This is a genomic window from Pseudoalteromonas sp. S327 (genome assembly GCF_005886415.1).
Lineage (GTDB): Bacteria > Pseudomonadota > Gammaproteobacteria > Enterobacterales > Alteromonadaceae > Pseudoalteromonas > Pseudoalteromonas atlantica.
This window is the reverse complement of record NZ_PNDP01000043.1, coordinates 24,887-45,301: the sequence shown is the minus strand read 5'-3', so window position 1 is coordinate 45,301 and position 20,415 is coordinate 24,887. Positions and strand designations below refer to the sequence as shown.

Annotated in this window: 18 protein-coding genes; 6 read left to right on the top strand and 12 right to left on the bottom strand. The window is 41.5% G+C overall.

The features are described from left to right. The first annotated feature begins 386 nt into the window (after nt 1–386). Nucleotides 387–2,027, top strand: a complete 1,641-nt coding sequence (locus tag CWB60_RS13805; RefSeq protein ID WP_138579175.1) for a response regulator — start codon at nt 387–389, stop codon at nt 2,025–2,027. Nucleotides 2,028–2,082: 55 nt separating this feature from the next. On the opposite strand, the gene msrB is transcribed toward CWB60_RS13805, so the two are convergent. From msrB to CWB60_RS13770, 7 genes are all read right to left on the bottom strand, one after another. Continuing rightward, entirely contained in the window at nt 2,083–2,523 is a 441-nt protein-coding gene (gene msrB, locus CWB60_RS13800; RefSeq protein WP_004588868.1) for a peptide-methionine (R)-S-oxide reductase MsrB, read from the bottom strand. A gap of 341 nt (nt 2,524–2,864) precedes the next feature. After that, a complete protein-coding gene (locus CWB60_RS13795; RefSeq protein WP_024034163.1) occupies nt 2,865–3,305 on the bottom strand; it encodes a hypothetical protein in 441 nt (146 codons plus the stop codon). An 11-nt stretch (nt 3,306–3,316) separates the two neighbouring features. Next, on the bottom strand, nt 3,317–3,823 hold the full coding sequence (locus CWB60_RS13790) for a DUF2919 domain-containing protein (RefSeq protein WP_004588866.1): 507 nt from the start codon (nt 3,821–3,823) through the stop codon (nt 3,317–3,319). 9 nt (nt 3,824–3,832) lie between these two features. After that, nucleotides 3,833–5,851: an NAD-dependent DNA ligase LigA gene (ligA, locus tag CWB60_RS13785; RefSeq protein ID WP_138579177.1), complete on the bottom strand. Its 2,019-nt coding sequence runs from the start codon at nt 5,849–5,851 to the stop codon at nt 3,833–3,835. Between the two features lie 72 nt (nt 5,852–5,923). Then, nucleotides 5,924–6,679 (bottom strand): cell division protein ZipA, encoded by a 756-nt coding sequence (gene zipA, locus CWB60_RS13780; protein ID WP_004588864.1) that lies wholly within the window; start codon nt 6,677–6,679, stop codon nt 5,924–5,926. A gap of 71 nt (nt 6,680–6,750) precedes the next feature. Further along, entirely contained in the window at nt 6,751–10,146 is a 3,396-nt protein-coding gene (locus CWB60_RS13775) for a chromosome segregation SMC family protein (protein ID WP_138579179.1), read from the bottom strand. Nucleotides 10,147–10,213: 67 nt separating this feature from the next. Next, on the bottom strand, nt 10,214–10,945 hold the full coding sequence (locus CWB60_RS13770) for an RNA methyltransferase (protein ID WP_138579181.1): 732 nt from the start codon (nt 10,943–10,945) through the stop codon (nt 10,214–10,216). Between the two features lie 162 nt (nt 10,946–11,107). Here CWB60_RS13770 and CWB60_RS13765 point away from each other — a divergent pair, with 162 nt between their 5' ends. Genes CWB60_RS13765 through CWB60_RS13755 form a run of 3 tightly spaced genes read left to right on the top strand, consistent with a single transcriptional unit; the run spans nt 11,108 to nt 13,595 of the window. Then, a complete protein-coding gene (locus tag CWB60_RS13765) occupies nt 11,108–12,217 on the top strand; it encodes a YjgN family protein (RefSeq protein WP_024034168.1) in 1,110 nt (369 codons plus the stop codon). A 9-nt stretch (nt 12,218–12,226) separates the two neighbouring features. Further along, complete coding sequence (locus CWB60_RS13760; protein ID WP_064384876.1) at nt 12,227–13,249, top strand: M48 family metallopeptidase; 1,023 nt, start codon at nt 12,227–12,229, stop codon at nt 13,247–13,249. Further along, a complete protein-coding gene (locus CWB60_RS13755) occupies nt 13,236–13,595 on the top strand; it encodes a DoxX-like family protein (RefSeq protein ID WP_249318408.1) in 360 nt (119 codons plus the stop codon). Before CWB60_RS13760 ends, CWB60_RS13755 begins: the two co-directional genes overlap by 14 nt. Before the next feature lie 66 nt (nt 13,596–13,661). Here the strand turns inward: CWB60_RS13755 and speB are convergent, their stop codons facing one another. Next, complete coding sequence (gene speB / locus CWB60_RS13750) at nt 13,662–14,585, bottom strand: agmatinase (protein WP_029772730.1); 924 nt, start codon at nt 14,583–14,585, stop codon at nt 13,662–13,664. 3 nt (nt 14,586–14,588) lie between these two features. Then, nucleotides 14,589–16,502, bottom strand: a complete 1,914-nt coding sequence (speA, locus tag CWB60_RS13745; RefSeq protein ID WP_138579183.1) for a biosynthetic arginine decarboxylase — start codon at nt 16,500–16,502, stop codon at nt 14,589–14,591. 252 nt (nt 16,503–16,754) lie between these two features. On the opposite strand from speA, the gene CWB60_RS13740 reads away from it, so the two are divergent. Then, nucleotides 16,755–17,618, top strand: a complete 864-nt coding sequence (locus CWB60_RS13740) for an alpha/beta hydrolase (protein ID WP_138579185.1) — start codon at nt 16,755–16,757, stop codon at nt 17,616–17,618. A 34-nt stretch (nt 17,619–17,652) separates the two neighbouring features. Further along, nucleotides 17,653–18,225 (top strand): TetR/AcrR family transcriptional regulator, encoded by a 573-nt coding sequence (locus CWB60_RS13735; protein WP_138628011.1) that lies wholly within the window; start codon nt 17,653–17,655, stop codon nt 18,223–18,225. 44 nt (nt 18,226–18,269) lie between these two features. On the opposite strand, the gene CWB60_RS13730 is transcribed toward CWB60_RS13735, so the two are convergent. The 3 genes from CWB60_RS13730 to CWB60_RS13720 form a co-directional block, all read right to left on the bottom strand. Then, complete coding sequence (locus CWB60_RS13730; RefSeq protein ID WP_029772735.1) at nt 18,270–18,602, bottom strand: YnfA family protein; 333 nt, start codon at nt 18,600–18,602, stop codon at nt 18,270–18,272. 122 nt (nt 18,603–18,724) lie between these two features. Further along, nucleotides 18,725–19,594: an MYG1 family protein gene (locus CWB60_RS13725; protein ID WP_138579189.1), complete on the bottom strand. Its 870-nt coding sequence runs from the start codon at nt 19,592–19,594 to the stop codon at nt 18,725–18,727. Nucleotides 19,595–19,862: 268 nt separating this feature from the next. Continuing rightward, complete coding sequence (locus CWB60_RS13720) at nt 19,863–20,333, bottom strand: GNAT family N-acetyltransferase (protein ID WP_004588851.1); 471 nt, start codon at nt 20,331–20,333, stop codon at nt 19,863–19,865. Between the last annotated feature and the right edge of the window lie 82 nt (nt 20,334–20,415).

The following is a 20,415-nucleotide window of genomic DNA, read 5'->3' as shown; positions in this document are numbered from 1 at the left end:
CCCTTTACAAATAATGGCGAGTGTCACCGGTATCAAGCCAAGTAGTCACTCACCACATGTAAACACTTCAAAATACCTAAGTTAAAAAATTCCATAAATATCACTCTTAATTTGTCTTTTGCAAAACGATTAATCTGTAACATGTAGAGTTCTATATGGGTTATAAACTGCGCCATAAGCAAACATATAATTAATCGCTTACTTGGGCTGCTTTTTACCTATTAATTAAGCAATCGTTCTAAATCGCTAAGACAGGATAATATGAAGCCATCTAAACGTATGAAAATAACTTAATCTTCTAATAACCTCGGCTAATAGTTAAATTCCCTTGTAAGCAGCTAAACTGTTGATTATAGTCTGTGATAAATTAAACAACATGTAAGCCAATGCCAACTAAGATCTACGCCAAAGCCAAAATACTGATAGTGGAAGAGCAGCCCCTCGCTCAAAGCTATATGAAACAGTCGCTAGAAAGGCTTGGCTTTCGGCAGTTGCACTTTGCCGATCATGCAATTGCAGCAAAAGAGCAATGTTTGGCTGAGCAATTTGATTTAATTGTATGTTCGTTTAATTTAAGCAAACACCAAGACGGCTACCAACTCTACGAAGAACTCCGTGTTAAGCAACTGATAAAAAACTCCACTGCGTTTATTTTTATTTCTGCAGAAACCAGCGGTGCGCTAGTGCATAGCGTTTTAGAGCTTCAACCCGACGACTTTTTGGTAAAGCCATTTACGGTACAAGAGTTAAAAACGCGGATTGAGCGTATTCTAAAACGTAAAAATGAGCTACAGAGCATTTATACCTTAGTAGATGATGGCAACGACTCTAAAGCAATAAAAGTAATCGATGCCACTTTAAATAAAAAAAACAATATATACAGCCCTATCCTCCTTCGCTTAAAAGGAGATGCATTGCTTAGGCTAAACCGCAGTGAAGAAGCTAAAGACTTTTTTACCTCGGTGCTAGACATACAAAAATTTGCCTGGGCCAAAGTTGGTTTAGTAGAAGCGCTGATTGCTAATAATGAGCATATTCTTGCTCAGCGCATGTTAAAAACCATGCTTGAACGCCATGAAACACGTTTAGTTGCACTGGATTTACTCGGCCGATTAGAAATAAAACTAAACCAATTTGAATTGGCGCAAGATTTTTTAAGCCAAGCAGTCAATATTGCGCCACGTAACATCCAAAGACAAAAGTCGTTAAGCAATGTTTCGTTAATAAACCACGATTACGAAAAAAGCTATTTAACCCAAAAAGACATAGCCAGCTATGCGCGTCATTCTATTCATGACAGCCCCGACATCTATCTCAATGCTGCCCGTGCCGGTATAGACTTTGCTTTAACCACAGATCAAACAGACCAAATACAACGTATTTCGCGTCAAACTAATAAATACATAAATGATTTAAAAAAGCAGTTTCCTAACAACGCAAACCAATCTCAAATTGATGTACTTAATGCGCGTTTGCACTATTTAAAAGACGAGCACCAAAAAGCCAAGCGCTTGATAGAGCAACTCGACGATGACGATACATTAATACGCTCTGTAGATGGGGCGCTTGATAAAGCAAAAGCGTTTCACGAGCTGGGTTTTCATCAAAAAGCACAAACATTATTTAGCCAAATAATTAGCCATTGTGAGCGCCACCCCAATATGAGTGATACAACTTACCTGCGTTACATTCAACAGCAGCAAAGTGAGCGTCGTGACATTAAAATGGGCCCTAAAGAGCTTAACAACCATGCAGTAACTCAATTTAATAGAGGGCAATTAAATACGGCGTTAGAGGCGTTTACGCAAGCATTTAGAGTAATGCCGCGTAACCCAAGCATTGCGCTTAATTTATTACAGTGTTTGTTTGATTCGACAAAACAAAAAGGCGGCACTTTTAACTTGGTTATTGCTAAAAAGTGTTACGCCCTTTTGAGTAACTCTACACTGCAGCCAGATCAGTCGCAGCGATTAGATAAAATTTTGCATATGGCAAAAGAAATGAAACTCGATATTCAATCCCCCTAGCGCTAACTAGCGGCTAGAAATAGCTGTTTATCTTGATTGAAAGCTAACTATATAATTAAAGCTTTTTCATTGCAGCGGCATTTACACAATAGCGCAAACCCGACGGTGCTGGCCCATCAGGAAAAATATGCCCTAAGTGTGCATCACACACATTACACACCACTTCAACGCGCTGCATACCATGGCTTAAATCGTTCACATAACCAATTGCATCGACAGTTGCAGGCTGCGTGAATGATGGCCAACCTGTGCCGCTATCAAACTTTTCATCGGCATCAAAAAGTAAATTATCGCAGCATACACACGCGTATTTACCCGGTTCTAGTAATGTGCAACTTTGTGAGCTGTGAGGGCGTTCTGTGCCCTTTTTACGTGTCACATAGTATTGCTCATCACTTAGCATTGCCTGCCATTGCGCGTCTGTTTTTACAACCTTTTCGCGTGGCGTAGGATTGCCATTATTGGCAAAATTTATAACATCATTCCAAGTAAGCATAATAGCCTCCTTCGGTATTAATAAGTGATTAGGGTCTGTTGATCTTTTAAGGTTAAATTTGCAGCAGTCTGTTTGGTATTTAGGCAAGGCAGAGCCTATGCAGTGTGGTTATTCCCCATAATTGGGCGATAACGTAGCATTAATGCCAAACAGGCGCTGCCCAACGGGTTCTTCCTAGGGGCTATTTACTCTTTGTTGCCTACATGGATGTAGGTAAAGGGCGTGAGCAGGACGCGGAAGCTTTGCTCAGCTTTTACTTAGCCCACTAGGTTACAAACTTCGCGCCGCGATTAAATAGCCCCTAGTTTGAACAAACTTTAATCCGCAAAGTTCAACAGCCCCTAACTAAAGCGAATAGTTTGCTTTTCGTGATCTGAAAGTATGCGCTTCATGTAGGCGTCTATGTCATTTTTTTGTGCGGGTAAACTTACACTAAATTGTCGCTCGTTATTGCTATGAATAATAAGCTCATCGTTCTTACTTTCTATATGTTCAATGTTGCCAATAACAAGCCATTGCGGGCCAAATTTTTTATCAAAGAAACCTGCCAAGCTAAATAACATTAAGTGCTGTGCATCGCGCTGAATAAAATTATCAAGCGTATTGCGCTTTTTAAAGGCGGGTGTCAGCCTGTAACAACACGAACAAAACACAAATAACCATAATCCTATTACGGCAGAAAACCAAATATGATCAGTTAGCGATGTAAACAACACCAAAGCGCCTAAAATAATGCCAATACCAAGCACTACAATGGCAATTTTTTTATTAATGTTATCCATTTAGCTCCCTTTTATTTAGCGTTTTTATCATCTGCTTTTTCGGTAGGCTCTGGCCAATCGTTAAAAAACACCTGCAAATAACGACTCTTTGCCAAGTACCACATTACCCAAAACACAATCACCATTTGCACAGCTAAAAATAATGAAAACCTGTAATGACTATGTGCAGCTTGTATTGTTAACCAGCTTAAGTCGGTTATTGCACACACAAGTAACGGCCAGCGCATGTAGCGCCACACCATCGCTAAACGCGCACTTTGTTGATGAGAGTCGCGCGGTCGTCTTAAGCAAAATAAAAAAGTGGGCACTATCGCAATAGCGCCAATCGAAATTGCGATAAAAAAATCGTTTTTAGATTTAAAAAATAGCGACATTAAATCAAGCTCAGGGCGACGACTCAGCGCCGCTATAACCCAAATAAAATACGCACGTAGTAACACCAATAAACTTAGATGAAATGCAATCGGCGTACGGTAGCTTCCGTATTTATCCCAGTACTCGGGTCCATATCGGCTCATTTTACTACCCTAAGCATTGTACTTATCAAACAGTGCAATTAAGTCATCTTCGCTAAGTATGTCTATGCCTAAATCTTGTGCTTTAGTTAATTTAGAGCCGGCTTTTTCGCCCGCCACCAATGCATCTGTTTTAGCCGACACACTACCGGCTACTTTTGCACCTAACTGTTGTAAGCGTGCTTTAGCATCGCTTCGGTTTAAAGTATTAAGAGTGCCAGTTAATACATAGGTTAGCCCAGCTAAGGGTTGCTCATCCTCTGAAGGCGGCGTTAGCGCTGGCCAATTAATGCCTTGTTCAATTAAAGCATTAACTACATCTACATTATGTTGCTCATCAAAAAAGCCACGAACATGAGTTGCTACAATAACCCCTACATCGCTCACTTGTGTAAGGCTTTCAATACTGGCTTGGGTTACCTTTTCAAGTGTTAAAAAATGATTTGCTAAGTTTTGCGCTGTGGCCTCGCCAACCTCACGAATACCCAGCGAATATAAAAACTTTGCAAGCGTAGTTGTCTTTGCAGCTTCAAGCGCATCGACTAAGTTTTTAGCCGACTTAGGACCCATACGCTCAAGTGACTCAAAGTGACCTTGTTTTAATATAAATAAATCTGCGGGGGTTTTTACCAACTCTCTATCAACCAGCTGATCAACTATTTTGTCGCCTAAGCCATCTATATCAAGCGCTTTGCGTGATGCGAAATGCTTTATCGCTTGTTTACGCTGAGCTTGGCACACTAAGCCACCGGTACAACGAGCCACGGCCTCGCCTTCTACTTTTTCAACGTGTGAGTCACAAATGGGGCAACTGGCAGGAAATACAATGTCGCGTGCATCATCTGGGCGGCGCTCAAGTACTACTTGTGTAATTTGCGGAATAACATCGCCGGCGCGGCGTATAATTACTGTATCGCCTACCTTTACGCCTAAACGGGCTATTTCATCGCCATTGTGCAGCGTTGCGTTTGATACCGTAACACCGCCTACAAATACAGGCTCTAAACGCGCTACCGGCGTTATTGCGCCTGTGCGACCAACCTGAAATTCTACATCAAGTAACTGGGTTATTTCTTCTTGCGCAGGAAACTTATAAGCAATTGCCCAGCGCGGTGCACGTGCAACAAACCCTAAACGCTCTTGTAAGGCTTTTTGGTTTATTTTAATTACTACGCCATCAATTTCATATTTAAGCTCGCTTCTGCGCGTTAAAATATCACTGTAGTAATCTAAAGCCGCTTGCGTACCTTCAACTAACTTTGTTTCTGGGCACAGCGGTAAACCCCAATCGGTTAATTTTGCCAATTGTTGGTAGTGATCCTCAGGGATTGTGCCATCGGCCACCAGCCCAGTGCTATACGCATAAAACATTAGCGGGCGCTTAGCGGTGATTTTTGAATCAAGTTGGCGTAGGCTACCTGCGGCTGCATTTCGAGGATTTACAAATACTTTTTCGCCACGTTTTTCGGCTTCGCTGTTTAGTTTTTCAAACCCAGCGCTATCCATAAATACTTCGCCACGTACTTCAAGCTCTGCGGGGTAATCGCCACGCAGCTTAAGGGGCACGTTACGGATTGTTTTTACATTTTGTGTAATATTCTCGCCAGTAAAACCATCGCCACGAGTTGCGGCCTGCACAAGCACGCCGTCACGGTAAATAATCGACACAGCCAAGCCATCTAACTTAGGCTCACAACAAAAAGTGAGCTCATCTTGGCTCATTAAACGCTCTTTAATACGGCGGTTAAAGGCGCTAAATTCTTCTTCACTAAAGGCGTTATCAAGCGATAGCATAGGCACTTGGTGAGCAACTTGTTCAAATTTACTCAGCGCAGCGCCTCCTACCTTTTGAGTGGGTGAGTCTGGCGTTAAAAATTCTGGGTTTTCTCTTTCAAGGGCGCTTAACTCGCGCAATAGTCTATCGTATTCTGCATCAGGAATACTGGGTGTATCAAGGACATAATAATTGTAGTTGTGTTGCTCTAACGTACTACGAAGATGATTAATTTGCTCACTAATGCTGCTAGACATTTAAACCTCAAAAAACATAAAAAAAGCCACTTTTAGGTAAGTGGCTTAATAAAAATAATGTGTGCGTATAAATTACGCAGAAAATGCACGAACCTGCTCAACATATTGACGAACGCGCTCAACGGTCATTTCTTCACGCTCGGCATCTAAAATTTGTGCACCAAATTCATCGGCAATTTTCTTAGCTGCGCTATGTAACATATTAAAAGCAGCTAGCCCGTCGCCTTCACAAGGTAAAGTCATAAATAAGCTAACCCCTGCGGTGCTAAACTGTTCCATATTATCAATATCAAACGTACCTGGGTTATACATATTTACTAATCTAAATAACACTGGACCTTGCCCTGCAGGGTCTATGTGGCGATTAAAAAAGCCTTCTTCTGAATATTTAAATCCTAAGGTATTTACTGCAGGCAATAACTTACTGCCTTGCATGCTTAGTCCCTCAGGCATTTGAATATGCACAATAACAAAGTCAGACACATCTGCTGGCGCTTCTTTTTCGCTCTCTGGCTCTGGTTCTAGCTCTGGCTCTTGAACTACTTGCAGGTCGTCTTCAATGGGTGTTTGCGCCACGCTAGTATCTATTTGCGGCTCGTTTGCATCAAAGTTTAGCTCACCAAATTGCGGCTCATCTCGCTGGGCAACAACCGGCTCTTTAGGTTCAACTGGTGTATGCGAAGGTGTATCTTGCATTGGTTCAACCCGCTCTGAAGGCGCTACCTCTGGGCTGTCTTTTTTTCTAACTGACCATAAACCATGTACTAATAAGCCACCTATGACAAGTACACTGATCACAATTAAAACCAATCTTAGTTCTTCGGCCATCCCCTCACCTTTTATTATTTGTTATGCCTAAACCCGTGTATTAATTAACACTAATACGCTTAAATAAACTGTTATGTATGTGCAAGTTGCACTGCTTGTTCTATATCTACTGCTACCATGCGTGATACGCCTGGCTCTGCCATGGTAACGCCAGTTAAACGCCCTGCCATTTCCATCGCAATTTTATTATGACTAATATAAATAAACTGCACCGATTGTGACATTTCTTCAACCAAACGGCAAAAACGTACCACGTTAGCATCATCAAGCGGCGCATCTACTTCATCCAGCATACAGAATGGAGCTGGATTGAGCCTGAATATAGAAAACACCAATGATAATGCGCTCAGCGCTTTTTCTCCACCACTTAACAGATGAATTGTCGAATTTTTCTTACCTGGTGGCTGTGCCATTATACTAACACCACTTTCGAGTAAATCGTCACTGGTTAATTCTAAATACGCGCTACCACCACCAAATACTTTTGGAAATAGCTCGGCAAAGTCGTTGTTCACTTGATCGAAGGTAGCTTTAAAGCGTGTTTTGGTTTCGCTGTCAATTTTACGAATCGCCCCTTCAAGCGTATTTAGCGCTTTGGTTAAATCCTCAAGTTGATTATTCAGATAATCACTGCGCTCTTTAGCTTTTTCAAACTCATCTATTGCGGCTAAATTAACTGGACCTAGCTTATCTAATTGATGCACAAGCCCACTGATCTGATTTTGCGCTGCATTTAAACTCAGTGAATCAGGTAGTGTATCTAAAACACTTTTTAAACTTTGCTTTAATTCTTCAAGCGGCTCAAGTGCTGCCTGCGCTTTTATAATTAGGCTTTGCTCTTCAATGCTTAGCTTTTGATGTTGTTCTTGCAAACCTGTCAGCTCACCTTGAGAGTGCTTAAGGCTGGCTTGTTTACTTATAAGTGTTTGCTTTGCCTCGTTAAGCTTTTTTTGTAACGCAACCAAGCTAGCTTCGCCCTGCTGATGTTTTATTAAAAGCTGTGCTATTTGCTCAGTGAGCTCTTGCTCGGGTATTAGCAACGCTTCCATTTGCGCTTGCAGCTCTTGCGCTTCTTCTTGCGCACTCATGAGCTCTTGCTCAGCATGATTAAGCTTTGTTTGACTAAGCTGCCACTCACTGTGTGCTTTTTGCTCTTTTAACGTGGCCTGATGCGCTTGTGTTTTATATTGCTCAAGTGTAGCTGCAGCTTGGCTGTATGCAGTATTACTGCGTGTGCAAGCAGCGTCGGCGCTTGCCAGTTCGTCAGCTAAGTTATGTTGCTGTTGCTGTAACACTTCAAGCGCACTGTTGTGTTCATCGAGCGTTTTTAATAATTGTGATTGCTCAGTGGTTAATGCACGCTTTTGTTGCTGGTACTTTTCTAGTTGCTGTAAAAATTGTGCTACTTGCTCTTTTAACATGTCGCTGCGCGTAGTGGCCACGGCAATGTTTTGTGCTAATTGATGAATTGCATTTTTAAGTACTGCTAACTCATCACTCAGCTTTTGCTGCTGTGTTTTTAGCGCATTAAGATTCTCAAAATCCCGTGCGAGGGTATTTTCGGCCTCTACTAAGCTCGCTGTTTTTTGCTTTAACTGTGTGTGTTTTAAAAGTTGTGAGTTTTCGGCGTTTTTGTCTGCGCTACGGTGCCAGTTTCGAGCATGTAAAGCACCGCTTTTATCCATAACCGCAATATAAAACGTATCATTTAACGCAGCGAGTTCAGCGTTTTCGCTGTACGCAATACGGGTCAATAAATCGGGATAAACACCCTCAGTAATTAACGCCGCAACGCTATTGACTGGTATTTCACTTTTATGCGGCCACACACTATTGTTGCTTTGCACATCAGCTACGTTTAGGTGCTCAAGCGTTTGCAGTGCCTGTTCAACTATATGTTCAAACCCTGGTTTTACCTGTAATTGATTAAATAAAGTGTGCTGCTTATTGTCATCTTCAATCCCTAAACTGCTTTTAAGCCCAGCAATGCGAGCTTTTAGTTCATTAACGTGCTGTAAGCTTTGCTGATGCTGTTGCTCAGCGTCATTTACTAAATCGGTTTGCTCTTTAAGCGCTGCGGTGCAGTGTGTTTGCGCCGTTTGCTTACTGGCAAGCTCTTGAGTAAGGGTTTGTTTGTATTTTTGTTGCTCGGCTAGTTGCTGCTCTAATTGGCTACTTTTAATATCATCAATTTGGTTATTTAGTTGGCTTAGCTGTGTGTTTACATGGGTTACGGCTTGCTCTGTTTGCTTAACACTACTTTGCTGCGCCTGTACTTTATTATTAAGCGCGTGCTGTTGTTGATTAAGGCTTTGCCACACGGCTGTGTGCTTATTTTTTTCATCAGCTAAATCTGCAAGTGTAAGGGTAAGCTCTTCAACTTGTTCGCTGCACTCTAAACTGTACTCGCTTATCTCTTGGTGGCTCACTGCTAACTGCTCACACACATTTTGCTGCTGTGTTTTTAGCGCTTCACTTTGCAGCTTTCTCTGCTCAAGCTTAGCCACACTTTGTTTAAGTGTTTGCGTTTGCTGTTTAATATTAATGTGTTGTTGTTCGGCGCGGGTCAACTCTGTGTGGGTAACGTGTTGCTGATGCTGCGCATCGTTAAGCGCATCTTGCTCTGCATTTACTTGAGCCTCTAGGCTTGCAAGCACATCGTCGTGGCCTGAGTGGGCCGTTTTAAAAAAGGCGATTTGCTCATTAAGCTTTTTAATTTGCTCACTTTTTTCAAGCTGTTGTTGATGCAGCTTTTGCCATTTTAATACAGCCACTTGGCCTTTTAAGGTACGCTCTTGCGCTTTTAAATCTCGGTATTTTTTCGCATCAACCGACTGCACAGCCAGTTTATCTAGTTGCGCTTGTAACTCTTTGCGCACATCAAGTAAACGCTCAAGGTTTTCGCGGGTACTTTTAATTCGGGTTTGCGTTTCGCGGCGGCGTTCTTTGTATTTAGACACGCCCGCGGCTTCTTCTAAAAATACGCGCAGCTCTTGAGGTTTGCTCTCGATTAAACGCGAGATCATCCCTTGCTCTATAATTGCGTAACTACGCGGGCCAAGCCCGGTGCCTAAAAATATATCGGTAATATCGCGCTTACGACATTTGCTCCCATTTAAAAAGTACAGCGATTGGCCATCGCGTGTTACTAAACGCTTAATCGCTATTTGGTTTCTGTGGGCAAATGTATTAGGTAAATCACCTTGGGTATTATCAAAAATAAGCTCTACTGAGGCTTGCGAGATAGGTTTACGATTAGTTGAGCCATTAAAAATAACATCGGTCATGGCATCGCCACGTAAGTTTTTAGCTGAGCTTTCACCAAGCACCCATCGCACAGCGTCAATTACGTTTGATTTGCCGCAGCCGTTAGGCCCAACAACACACGTCATTTGATCAGGGAATGGAATTTTAGTGGGCTCTACAAACGATTTAAAGCCCGCTAATTTAATAGTGCTTAAGCGCATCTTATTGTTATTACCGATTATTATTGTTATTACTTACAAACAATTTAACTCATAAACAGTTAAAAAGTTAAGCTTGGCGTTTAAAGTTATCTAAAATAATACCTGTGGCCATTGCTACATTAAGTGACTCTGCCTCACCAAAAGCCGGTATGGTTATTTTGTCGCTTACTAATTTTGCACACTGCTCGCGTATGCCATGCGACTCACTGCCCATAAGCAATACACCCTTTGCGCTAAGGTCCGTTGTATGTACGCTTTGCCCATCTAAAAATGCCCCATAAATAGGCATATTTAATGTTTGTAAGTATTCAGGTAGCTCTACTTGGCTTACCGATACTCTGACAAACGAACCCATGGTAGCGCTAATTGTTTTAGGGTTGTAAGCATCGGCGCTGTCGGTACTTGTTACTATATGTTTAATGCCATACCAATCAGCAACTCTGATAATAGTGCCTAAATTCCCCGGATCAGAAACCCCATCAAGCGCCAATATTAAGCCGGTATTATTAGGTAAATCAGCCTTTGGCATATCAACCACTGCAATGGCCGCGTTATTACTCACTAAGGTACTGACTTTAGTCAGCGACTCTTCTTCTGCTGGCGTAAAATCTACATGTGGAAACTGGTTTTGGTGAGTATTTATAAACGCCTGTGTTGCAAATATATCAACCGCCTTTAATGGGCCGTTTAACAACTCAAGTACGTTTTTTTCACCTTGTACAAGGTATTGATTATATTGCTTTCGGTACTTTTTTTGGCCAAGTTGGCGAATAAGCTTGAGTTGGTTTTTTGAAATCATAACAGCCCCATAAAATTATCGCCCTAGTATACCAGAGATGATTTAAAGTGCAGCACCACATATATTAAAAGCAGCGCCATTATAGGCTGTAAGGCTTTTAAAGATTGAGCTTTGCACCAAATTTAGGTAAATTAACAAAAAAACAACATGGATATAATTTTAATGGAATCAATACACCCTACTCCCCCAGAAACCACCCCTGCAGTAAATGAACCTGCTGCCCCTATTTTTAGCGGTAAAGTACAGTTTAGCGGTAAAGGCGGTGAGTTTTTTGGTATTTGGATAGTCAATATTTTACTGAGCGTACTTACTTTAGGTATTTACTCGGCTTGGGCAAAAGTACGCACAATGCGATATTTTTATGGCCACACCCGCATTGACGGACACAGCTTTGACTACTTAGCCACCCCGATGCAAATTTTAAAAGGCCGTATTTTAGCGGTTATTGTATTTTTAATTTACTCCTTTGGTAGCAGCTTTTTTCCTCTTGTAGGCTTACTATTTGCGGTTGCTTTTATTTTTTTAATGCCGTGGATTATTAACCAAGGCCTGCGCTTTAATATGCGTATGACCCGTCATCGAAATGTACGCTTTGCATTTAAAGGCGATTACGGCGAAGCCTTCATTAACTTTATTCTTTTACCTATTGCCAGTATTTTTACCCTTTATTTATTAATGCCGTATGTTTTAAAACGTATCGACACGTACATACATAGCAATATTAGCTACGGTGACACGCCATTAACCGTAAACCTTAAAGGTGAAACCTACTACTTAACCGCCCTTATTTGCTTTGTGGTGAGCTCTATCACTATGGTGATATTTATGGCTGTATTAGGCTTATTTGGGCTTGATTTAATGAATGTAGAAAACCAACAAGCTGCACAAGATCCAGCCAAAATGGGCATTATGTTTGGTGGATTAATGATTGCTTACGTATTTATGATTGCGATAGTAACCGCTGTGTGGGCTGCGGCTATTCGTAACCATATTTTTGATAACAGTCAATTTGAAGACGTAGCATCATTTAAATCAGAGCTTAAGCCTATTCCTTTTGCCATATTACTATTAACCAATATGCTGGCCATTGTGTTTTCTTTAGGGCTTGCCTACCCGTGGACCAAAGTGCGTACATCGAGAATGCTTGCCGAGGTTACAACCGTTAATATTTACCCTAGTGCGCTAAATTTAGTGGATACCGCGCAACAAGAGCAGTCATCGTTTGCTGAAGAAGCAGCCAATGTATTTGATATTGACCTATCGCTAACCTAAGAGCTTATTATGCACGTACAGGGACATTACTTCCCCAAAGCATCAAGCAATTACCAGCAAGGTGTCGCTAACATTAGCGACACCTGTGTTGAGATTAGCTACGATGACCAGCTTATTTCAAGCCATGCAATAAGCGATATAACACTCACTTCTGGTCTAGCTGGGCTTGCTGATGAACTAAATTTTAATGATGGCAGCCGCTTTATTCCTACTGATGTAAATTATCGCTGGCCTTTTAAAGCAAATAAGCATGACCTACTAGAGCGCCTTGAAAAAAGTAAATGGGCTATTATCGCGGCCATTATTTTTACACCGCTTTTTATGTGGCTAATGCTTTATAAAGTTGTGCCCGCTATTGCTGTTTATAGTGTTGATACCCTGCCGCGCAGTGTAGTAGAGCAAATGGGTGAACAAAGCTTTACCCTAATTGAAAAGCTCGCGCTTGATGACAGTGAGCTGCCTAATGAGCAACAAACTAAAGTACAACAACATTTTAATACCATGCTTAATGCGCTCTCGCTTGAGCCATCGGTTTATAGGTTATCGTTTTATAAATCAGAGGCCTTTGGAGCGAATGCGTTTGCAATGCCCCACGGGCGTATTGTCGTAACCGATGAGTTAGCAAATTTATTAGCCGATAAACCCAACGCACTAAAAGCCGTATTACTTCACGAAATTGGCCACGTAGTCCACCAGCATAGCGTACGCATGACCGCGCAATCGGCAGCCAGTACCATTGTACTTGCGGTTATATTTGGTGATTTAGAAGGCATAGCAGAAGTGGTACTTGGTACGGGGGCATCTTTTGCACAGCAAGGGTTTTCTCGTGATATGGAGCGCGAGGCAGATAACTATGCGCTCATTCAACTTGAACATTTAGGGTATTCAAGCAACGACTTTGCCGACGCCATTGAAGCATTACAAGGTGCGCACACCAGCGAAAACGAACACCTTGAAAAGGTAAATAATTTACTCGAATATTTATCTAGCCACCCAAGTGCACAAGAGCGAATAGACAATGCGAGGAAATAACCCCGGTTATATACAAATTGCTCGCTATATTGTGGGGCTGAGTTGGATATACCACGGCTTTTTTCCAAAGCTTTATCATATTGCCCCGCTTGAAAAACTAATGACTGGTAGTGCGGGTTTTTCAGCAGAAGTGTCTGACTTAATTACACGTTCTGCGGGTATTGGCGAAATTATATTTGGAGTGTGCTTATTAGTGTTTTATAAAAATAAGCACATCGTTATTTTAAATATTTTAGCGGTTGTAGTAATGCAGCCACCATTACTCATTGAAGCATTTAACCCAGTAACCACTAACCTGCCGCTTATTGGGTTAAGTTTTATTTGGTTAAAAGAAATTACTAAATAATCGGTATCTTTAAAATAAAAAAGGTATGCCTGCGCATACCTTTTTTGTAGTGCTTAACTTATAGCGTTAATACTTATTTTTATGTGTCCACAGGTGCAATAATTCACTGGCAATTGTTGCTGCAGCAATCGCGGTAAGCTCACTTTGGTCGTACGAAGGTGATACTTCTACCACATCCATACCCACCATATTTATGCCTTTTAGTGCGCGCAGTATTTTAAGCACTTTATCTGATGTTAAACCACCGCATACAGGTGTGCCTGTACCTGGCGCAAATGCTGGGTCTAAACAATCTATATCAAACGTTAAGTAAACGGGTAAGTCGCCTACTCGCTCACGTATTTGCGCTGCTATTTCATTAGCGTGCAAATCATTAGCTTGCATTGCATCAATCACTGCAAACTCATGCTTTGATTGGTCAAAGTCGGTGCGAATACCAATTTGGATACTGTGCTCTACATCAATCAGCCCTTCCATGGGTGCATGATAAAACATAGTGCCGTGATCAAAGCGCGAGCCATTGCTGTATGTATCAGTGTGCGCATCAAAATGAACCAGTGCCATTTTGCCATGTATCTTTGCATGCGCGCGCAATAGCGGAAGCGTTACAAAGTGATCGCCACCAAGGCCTAACAGCGTTGCCCCTTGGCGAAGTATTTGTTCTGCAGCCATTTCTAGCTGTGCCGTAAAATACTCAGGATCGCCTACCGGATAAGTAAAGTCCCCCGCATCAGCAACCGTTAAACGCTCAAACAAAGGAAATGTCCACGGGTATTTAGTGTCTTCCCAGGCTAAATGTACCGACGCACGGCGAATGGCATCGGGCCCTAAGCGTGCACCGGGGCGGCCCGATGTTGCTAAATCAAAGGGTAAGCCTAGTACAACGACATCTGCATCAATGGCATTAATGTTTTGCACCATAGGACGACGTAAAAACGTCATCCCGTTTGAATACAATGAGTGGTCAACATGACCAAACAAGCTAGACATTGCTTATAACTCTTCTAAATAAGTGTAGCCATTAAGGCCGCTTTGCAACTCGTCTAAAACGCTTTGCTGTTCATTTTTATCTATTTTTGCAGACACTAACTGCGCGTACGAGTGTTGAAAACTCTCAACATCTAAATGTACATAGCGCATCATATCGGCTACGGTATCGCCTTGGTTTATCTCACTAATACTGGCAACGCCTTGCTCATCCATATTGATAATAGCGCTGTGCGTATCGCCAAATAAATTGTGCATATCACCTAAAATTTCTTGGTACGCACCCACTAAGAAAAAGCCCATTAAGTAAGGTTTATCAGCACTGTACTCAGGCACGGGTAATGTGCTTTCAATGCCTTGGCCATCAACATAGTGCTCAAGTGCGCCGTCTGAATCACAGGTTATATCAAGTAATACAGCGCGTTTTTTTGGAGCTTCGGTTAAGCCACTTAATGGCAATACCGGAAACACTTGATCAATCCCCCACGCATCAGGAAGCGATTGAAAAAGCGAAAAGTTTACAAAAAACTTATCGGCTAAACGTGCGTTCAACTCGTCAATAATCGGGCGATGGAAACGGTTTTTGTTATCCATGTGTTTGTTAAGCTCATAACAAATACGTAAGTTAACTTGCTCTGCCCACGCACGCTGCGTTAAATCTAAAAGCCCAAGTGCAAACTGGTTATGCGCCTCTGCTAAATCCCCTTGGCTGTCGTGGTAAATTTCAATCAGTGCGCGGTCATCCGTTAAATCGGTTAACTGCACAAAAGATGCCCACATATTATTTAATAAAAGCGGTGCATCTGCTGCTGGCGCTTTTAGCTGTTCTGGTACGTAGCTTTCAGTGCCTATCACGTTTGATATAAGTACTGCATGGTGCGCCGTTAGTGCACGTCCCGACTCAGAAATAATCGTCGGCATGGGCTGCGCGTATTGCTTACATGTATCACCTATGGTGTACACAATATTATTTGCATACTCAGCTAAGCTGTAGTTCATTGAGTTATGCGATTGGCTGCGGGTACCATCGTAATCAATAGCTAAACCGCCCCCTACATCTAAGCACTCAATGCTTGCACCTAATTTGCGTAGTTCACAGTAAAAACGCGCGGCTTCGCTCACACCTAAACGCACATCACGAATGTTTGCCATTTGCGAGCCTAAGTGAAAATGCACAAGTTGCATTAAATCAAGTTGGCCAGCCTCTTTTAAACGATTCACTACATGCAGTACTTGCGACGCTGATAAACCAAATTTAGATTTTTCACCGCCACTTGCTTGCCACTTACCTTTGCCTTGCGATGCTAAACGAACGCGAATACCAATACGTGGTTTAACATTTAGCGCTTTTGCTTGGCTAAGTACCATGTCGAGCTCAGAGAGTTTTTCAAGCACTATGTAAACTTTGTGGCCTAGCTTTTCGCCAATCAGTGCTAAGCGCACATACTCTTTGTCTTTGTAGCCATTACATACAATTACTGCACTGGTTTTTTCTGCCATTGCCAAAACAGTTAATAGCTCTGGTTTGCTGCCCGCCTCAAGGCCTAATTGTTTTTTTTCTAATTCGGCTTGGCTTGCTACTATTTCTTCAACCACTTCGCGTTGTTGGTTTACTTTAATTGGGTAAACTAATAGGTAATCTTTTGGGTAACCATAGTTTTCAATCGCGGTATTAAACGCGCCACATAAACTGTGCACACGATGATGTAAAATTTGTGGAAAGCGCACTAAAGCCGGTAAGCTTAAGCCTTTTTCTTGAAGTTGTTTTGCAATATCTGTAAGTGCAATAGTTTGCTCTGGGGCGTGAGCCTTTGGGGCAACATACACATCACCTTGATCATTAATACCAAAAAAACCTTGGCTCCAATGACGAACATTGTAACTCGTGCGAGCTTGTTCTAGTGATGTTGTCTCTTTCATTTATCTTTCTCTTGTATTTAATGAATGCCGGTTCGGCTAGTTGCGCGCATTAAAAGAAAAATAGACTTTTAAGTCCAACAAGTATTTTTACTCGTAACGAGTGATTTTTAGTGTTGAGAGAAAAAACACCTACACCTTAGCTTTTACAGCTAACCGCCTTTAGTAAAGCAAGCTGGTTATGCGGCTAAAAAAATAAGTACAGCTGTACTTATTTAAGATAAAATAGAACAACTGTACTTATTTGGTATAAACATGAAACAAATTTATTTTAATCAAAACAAGCCACCTAAATTTTCTAAAATAACAAAGGCTGCCACTTTTGGTCTGACCAAAACATTTCCTAAACTCAGTGCCCGCCTTGCCATGAAGGTATTTTGTAACCCGCATAGCCGACGCCAATACGAATTTAGAACAAGTATACAGCCAATTAATATTAAACTTACTACCGAGCTTGGCGCTGTAAACCTGTACTATTTTAGCCTAGCCGAAAACACTAAAACGGTATTTTTATCTCATGGCTGGGCCGATAGCACTAATCGGTTTACTGCTTTAATAGATGAATTGCTTGAAAAAGGCTTTAATGTTTACTCAATTGATCACATAGGCCATGGCTATTCGCACGGCAATACCTCGCACTTATACGGGTATATGCAGGGCCTAACAGCGGCTTTTGAGTACTTTAATGGGCAAAATATTACAATTAATAGAGTCGTTACACACTCTATGGGCGGTGTTGCTTTGTTAAACTTAGCGCCTCATTATTTAGAGAATAAAAAAATTGTGATGATCTCTGCCCCTGCACAAATATTTGAAGCCATGTTTGCTAAGGTCAGGCAAGTGGGTATTTCTGAGCTCATGCTAGAAAATATGCTTAATAGGGTGTCAGACAAATATGGTATTAGCTGGCAAAACCTTCACCCTGATCATTCAAAAAATAAAATTAACGAAAACATGTTGTTTATTCATGATAAAAATGACTCAGTAGCAAGCTTTGAGGCAATAAAATTATTAACTGAGAACACACCCGCAACACTTGTGGCCACACAAGAGCTAGGACACGTGCGCATTTTAAAAAGCCAATACGTGTACGACCAAATAACACGCTTTATGGATTAACGATGAAAAAAGTGAGAGCACAAAACGCAATATTTTGCACAAAGGAATGGCCTATGCGGCTGCACATGGTTTATATAGCTTGTCGATAGGAAAAATAGCGGCAGTGACTAACATGTCGCGTACTGGGGTGATCTCACACTTTGCCAATAAAGAAGATATGCAAGTGGCTATTTTGGCCTACACCGAAGAAGAGTTTAGAAAACAGGTTGTTGATATATCTGTTGATGAAGATGCGTTAATTCATTTAAATAATTTTCAGCAACGCTGGCTTGAGTGGCTCAATTTTTTAGATACGGTATCGCCTGGTAAGCAGGCAAGTTGCCCGCTCATTAAAGCATCGGTAGAGTTTAAAGCAAGCCCCAACTGTTTGGTAAGGCAGTTTATGCAAGACCAACACTTAAAAATGATTAACTACCTCACTAAACTTGCAGTTAACTGCCAAGCACAAGGCTACTTTTGCCAAGACAAAGAGCCGAGCATTTTTGCGTATGAGTTTTATGGCTTATATACTGGGCATGTTGTACAAACAAGCTTAATAGATAATCCAGCTTTAACGCTTACTTATAAAAAAGTAGTTGGCAATTTAATTGCGCGATATATGCGTTAACAGTGGCATGTAAGGCGTTTTTTACCTTTAATATGGCGTACTTTTTAAGCGCTTTTAGGTGCAAAAATAATAATAGCCATGCCCAGTAAGGCAACCGCCCCGCCCACTACATCCCACATTGTAAGCTTTACGCCATCAACAGCCCATAACCACAGTAAAGCCACGCATATGTACACACCGCCATACGCGGCATACACACGTCCAGCGGCTGCGGGGTGTAACGTTAGCAACCACGCGAATAGTGCTAAACTGATTGCTGCAGGTATTAAAAGGAATATGGATTTATCTTCTTTAAGCCAAAGATAAGGTAAGTAACAGCCAATAATTTCTGCCAGTGCGGTAATAATAAATAGCGCGATAGTTTTTACTTCAAACATAAAACCTGATGTGATTTAAATAACGAGAGCATAATAAAGCTAAGTAACTGCAAACTAGTTACTTAGCTAAAATAGTGCGAATTCTGGGTAAGAAATTTTTACCCATATTTAAGTAAAACAGATTACTCAGCTAGGGCCACGTCGGCCAGCTTCATTGTACTTTCGAACGATTTAGTACCGGCTATAAATAAACCATTGTGGCAAAATACAGCGTCGTCTAAGCCTGTTTCAGCTTGGAACTCTTCATCAGATAAACCAGCCCACGCTTTAGGCAGTGACTTTCTGTCTTCAAACGAGCCGGGCTCTACTGGTACAGTTTGAATAATCCATTGGCCGTTTTGCGAAGGGTAAACCATAAATAAAGCGTCGCTTGATAAATGGTGTACTGTTTTTTTCCATGGTGTGTATTTTTCTAAAATAATCACGCGGGGATCTTTTGCCTCTTTTATTGCTTTTGCAACAATATCTTTGGCGTTAATGCTTCCTTTTGCTGAGGCAATAAAACGGGTTAATAGACGCGCTGCAAACTCAACGGCTTCATCAAAGCATTCATCAAAGTTGCCTTCCTCTTCCCATGTTGGATTAAACATAGAAAGCGTTTGGCTAAGCGTTATGCCCTCAACCACACCTTTAACGTAGCCACAATCTATGGCATCAATTGTAGAGACTAAACCAGCGTCAACTCTATCAGCCACCGCTTGGTTATTATCACACAGCGCTAAACCATACTTTTTCCAAATTAAGCCAAATGACGAGTATGGCGTGCCATTTTCGCGCTCGCCTGCGCCGCCGCGTTGGTGGTGATCAAAGCGTCCTGTGTCAGGGTTGTATTCGCCACCTACATCAACAACAATATCGGCACTTTCTATTACTGCTTTATCGCGGGTTCGTACCAAGTTAAAGGCAGGCAATACATGCTTAAGTACCGCAATACTAAACACGTCATCGGCATGGAAATTACCACTGTGGGTTACTACTGTTAAATCGCTCATTGGTTTTGGGCTACTTTTAAAAAAGATAAAATTCTCACTTATGAAGTGCTAAATAAAGGTTTATACCCGTTTGCTTAATCAAGTAATTTATTTTGAAGCAAAAAAGCTTGTTTATAGCCAGGTTTTGCCTCTTAAAATCATTAAGTATTACTGTGCACAGGTATTAAATATACGTGGCGAATTTTATACGAAGATAGCAGTGAAAAACAGTGAAGTATTTTTTGCGCCTACAGAGTCAGCTATAGGCACACAGGAGTAAATAGCTTATTTATTCTGGCTCAGGGCTCAGGGCAAGCTCCATAAATACACTTTGTGGGTTATCTTGATACGAGCCAAAGCTTGCACAGCGCGCAAAACCTAAATCTTCATATAAACTAATTGATTCGGTTTGCTTTGGGCCTGTTTCTAATCGGATAAGTGGAATTTTTGTTTCGCCGGCGTAATGCAGTAGGTTTTGCATTATGCGTCTTGAAAAACCTCTACCACGGTAACTTGGTTTTACGTATAAACGCCTTATTTCGCCATATAGCGCGCCGTCATTTTGCTTAACAATAGCGCCACAGGCAATAATGCCATCTTCGTTTTTTAAACCAATTGCGTAAACGTTGTCTTTGCTTAATTCTTCTAATTTGAGAGATTGGGCTGTAGCCACGGGGTATAAGGAGTTTATCAGTCTATCTATATCTGCAAACACATTAACTACATCAGGATCCTTAGGGGTTAATTCGACTAACTGCATCTCTTGTCGTCCATTTTATTATTTTGAATCGTTATAGTGACTTCATAATATATACTTAATACGCGTGTTCCTAGTGTTGTTT

Coding starts and splice junctions, on each gene's coding strand:
- zipA (WP_004588864.1), bottom strand. CDS start 6,679: ATGGCCGAAGAACTAAGATTGGTTTTAATTGTGATCAGTGTACTTGTC.
- CWB60_RS13725 (WP_138579189.1), bottom strand. CDS start 19,594: ATGAGCGATTTAACAGTAGTAACCCACAGTGGTAATTTCCATGCCGAT.
- CWB60_RS13765 (WP_024034168.1), top strand. CDS start 11,108: ATGGAATCAATACACCCTACTCCCCCAGAAACCACCCCTGCAGTAAAT.
- CWB60_RS13730 (WP_029772735.1), bottom strand. CDS start 18,602: ATGTTTGAAGTAAAAACTATCGCGCTATTTATTATTACCGCACTGGCA.
- CWB60_RS13720 (WP_004588851.1), bottom strand. CDS start 20,333: ATGCAGTTAGTCGAATTAACCCCTAAGGATCCTGATGTAGTTAATGTG.
- speA (WP_138579183.1), bottom strand. CDS start 16,502: ATGAAAGAGACAACATCACTAGAACAAGCTCGCACGAGTTACAATGTT.
- CWB60_RS13740 (WP_138579185.1), top strand. CDS start 16,755: ATGAAACAAATTTATTTTAATCAAAACAAGCCACCTAAATTTTCTAAA.
- CWB60_RS13770 (WP_138579181.1), bottom strand. CDS start 10,945: ATGATTTCAAAAAACCAACTCAAGCTTATTCGCCAACTTGGCCAAAAA.
- CWB60_RS13805 (WP_138579175.1), top strand. CDS start 387: ATGCCAACTAAGATCTACGCCAAAGCCAAAATACTGATAGTGGAAGAG.
- msrB (WP_004588868.1), bottom strand. CDS start 2,523: ATGCTTACTTGGAATGATGTTATAAATTTTGCCAATAATGGCAATCCT.
- ligA (WP_138579177.1), bottom strand. CDS start 5,851: ATGTCTAGCAGCATTAGTGAGCAAATTAATCATCTTCGTAGTACGTTA.
- CWB60_RS13755 (WP_249318408.1), top strand. CDS start 13,236: ATGCGAGGAAATAACCCCGGTTATATACAAATTGCTCGCTATATTGTG.
- CWB60_RS13790 (WP_004588866.1), bottom strand. CDS start 3,823: ATGAGCCGATATGGACCCGAGTACTGGGATAAATACGGAAGCTACCGT.
- CWB60_RS13795 (WP_024034163.1), bottom strand. CDS start 3,305: ATGGATAACATTAATAAAAAAATTGCCATTGTAGTGCTTGGTATTGGC.
- speB (WP_029772730.1), bottom strand. CDS start 14,585: ATGTCTAGCTTGTTTGGTCATGTTGACCACTCATTGTATTCAAACGGG.
- CWB60_RS13775 (WP_138579179.1), bottom strand. CDS start 10,146: ATGCGCTTAAGCACTATTAAATTAGCGGGCTTTAAATCGTTTGTAGAG.
- CWB60_RS13760 (WP_064384876.1), top strand. CDS start 12,227: ATGCACGTACAGGGACATTACTTCCCCAAAGCATCAAGCAATTACCAG.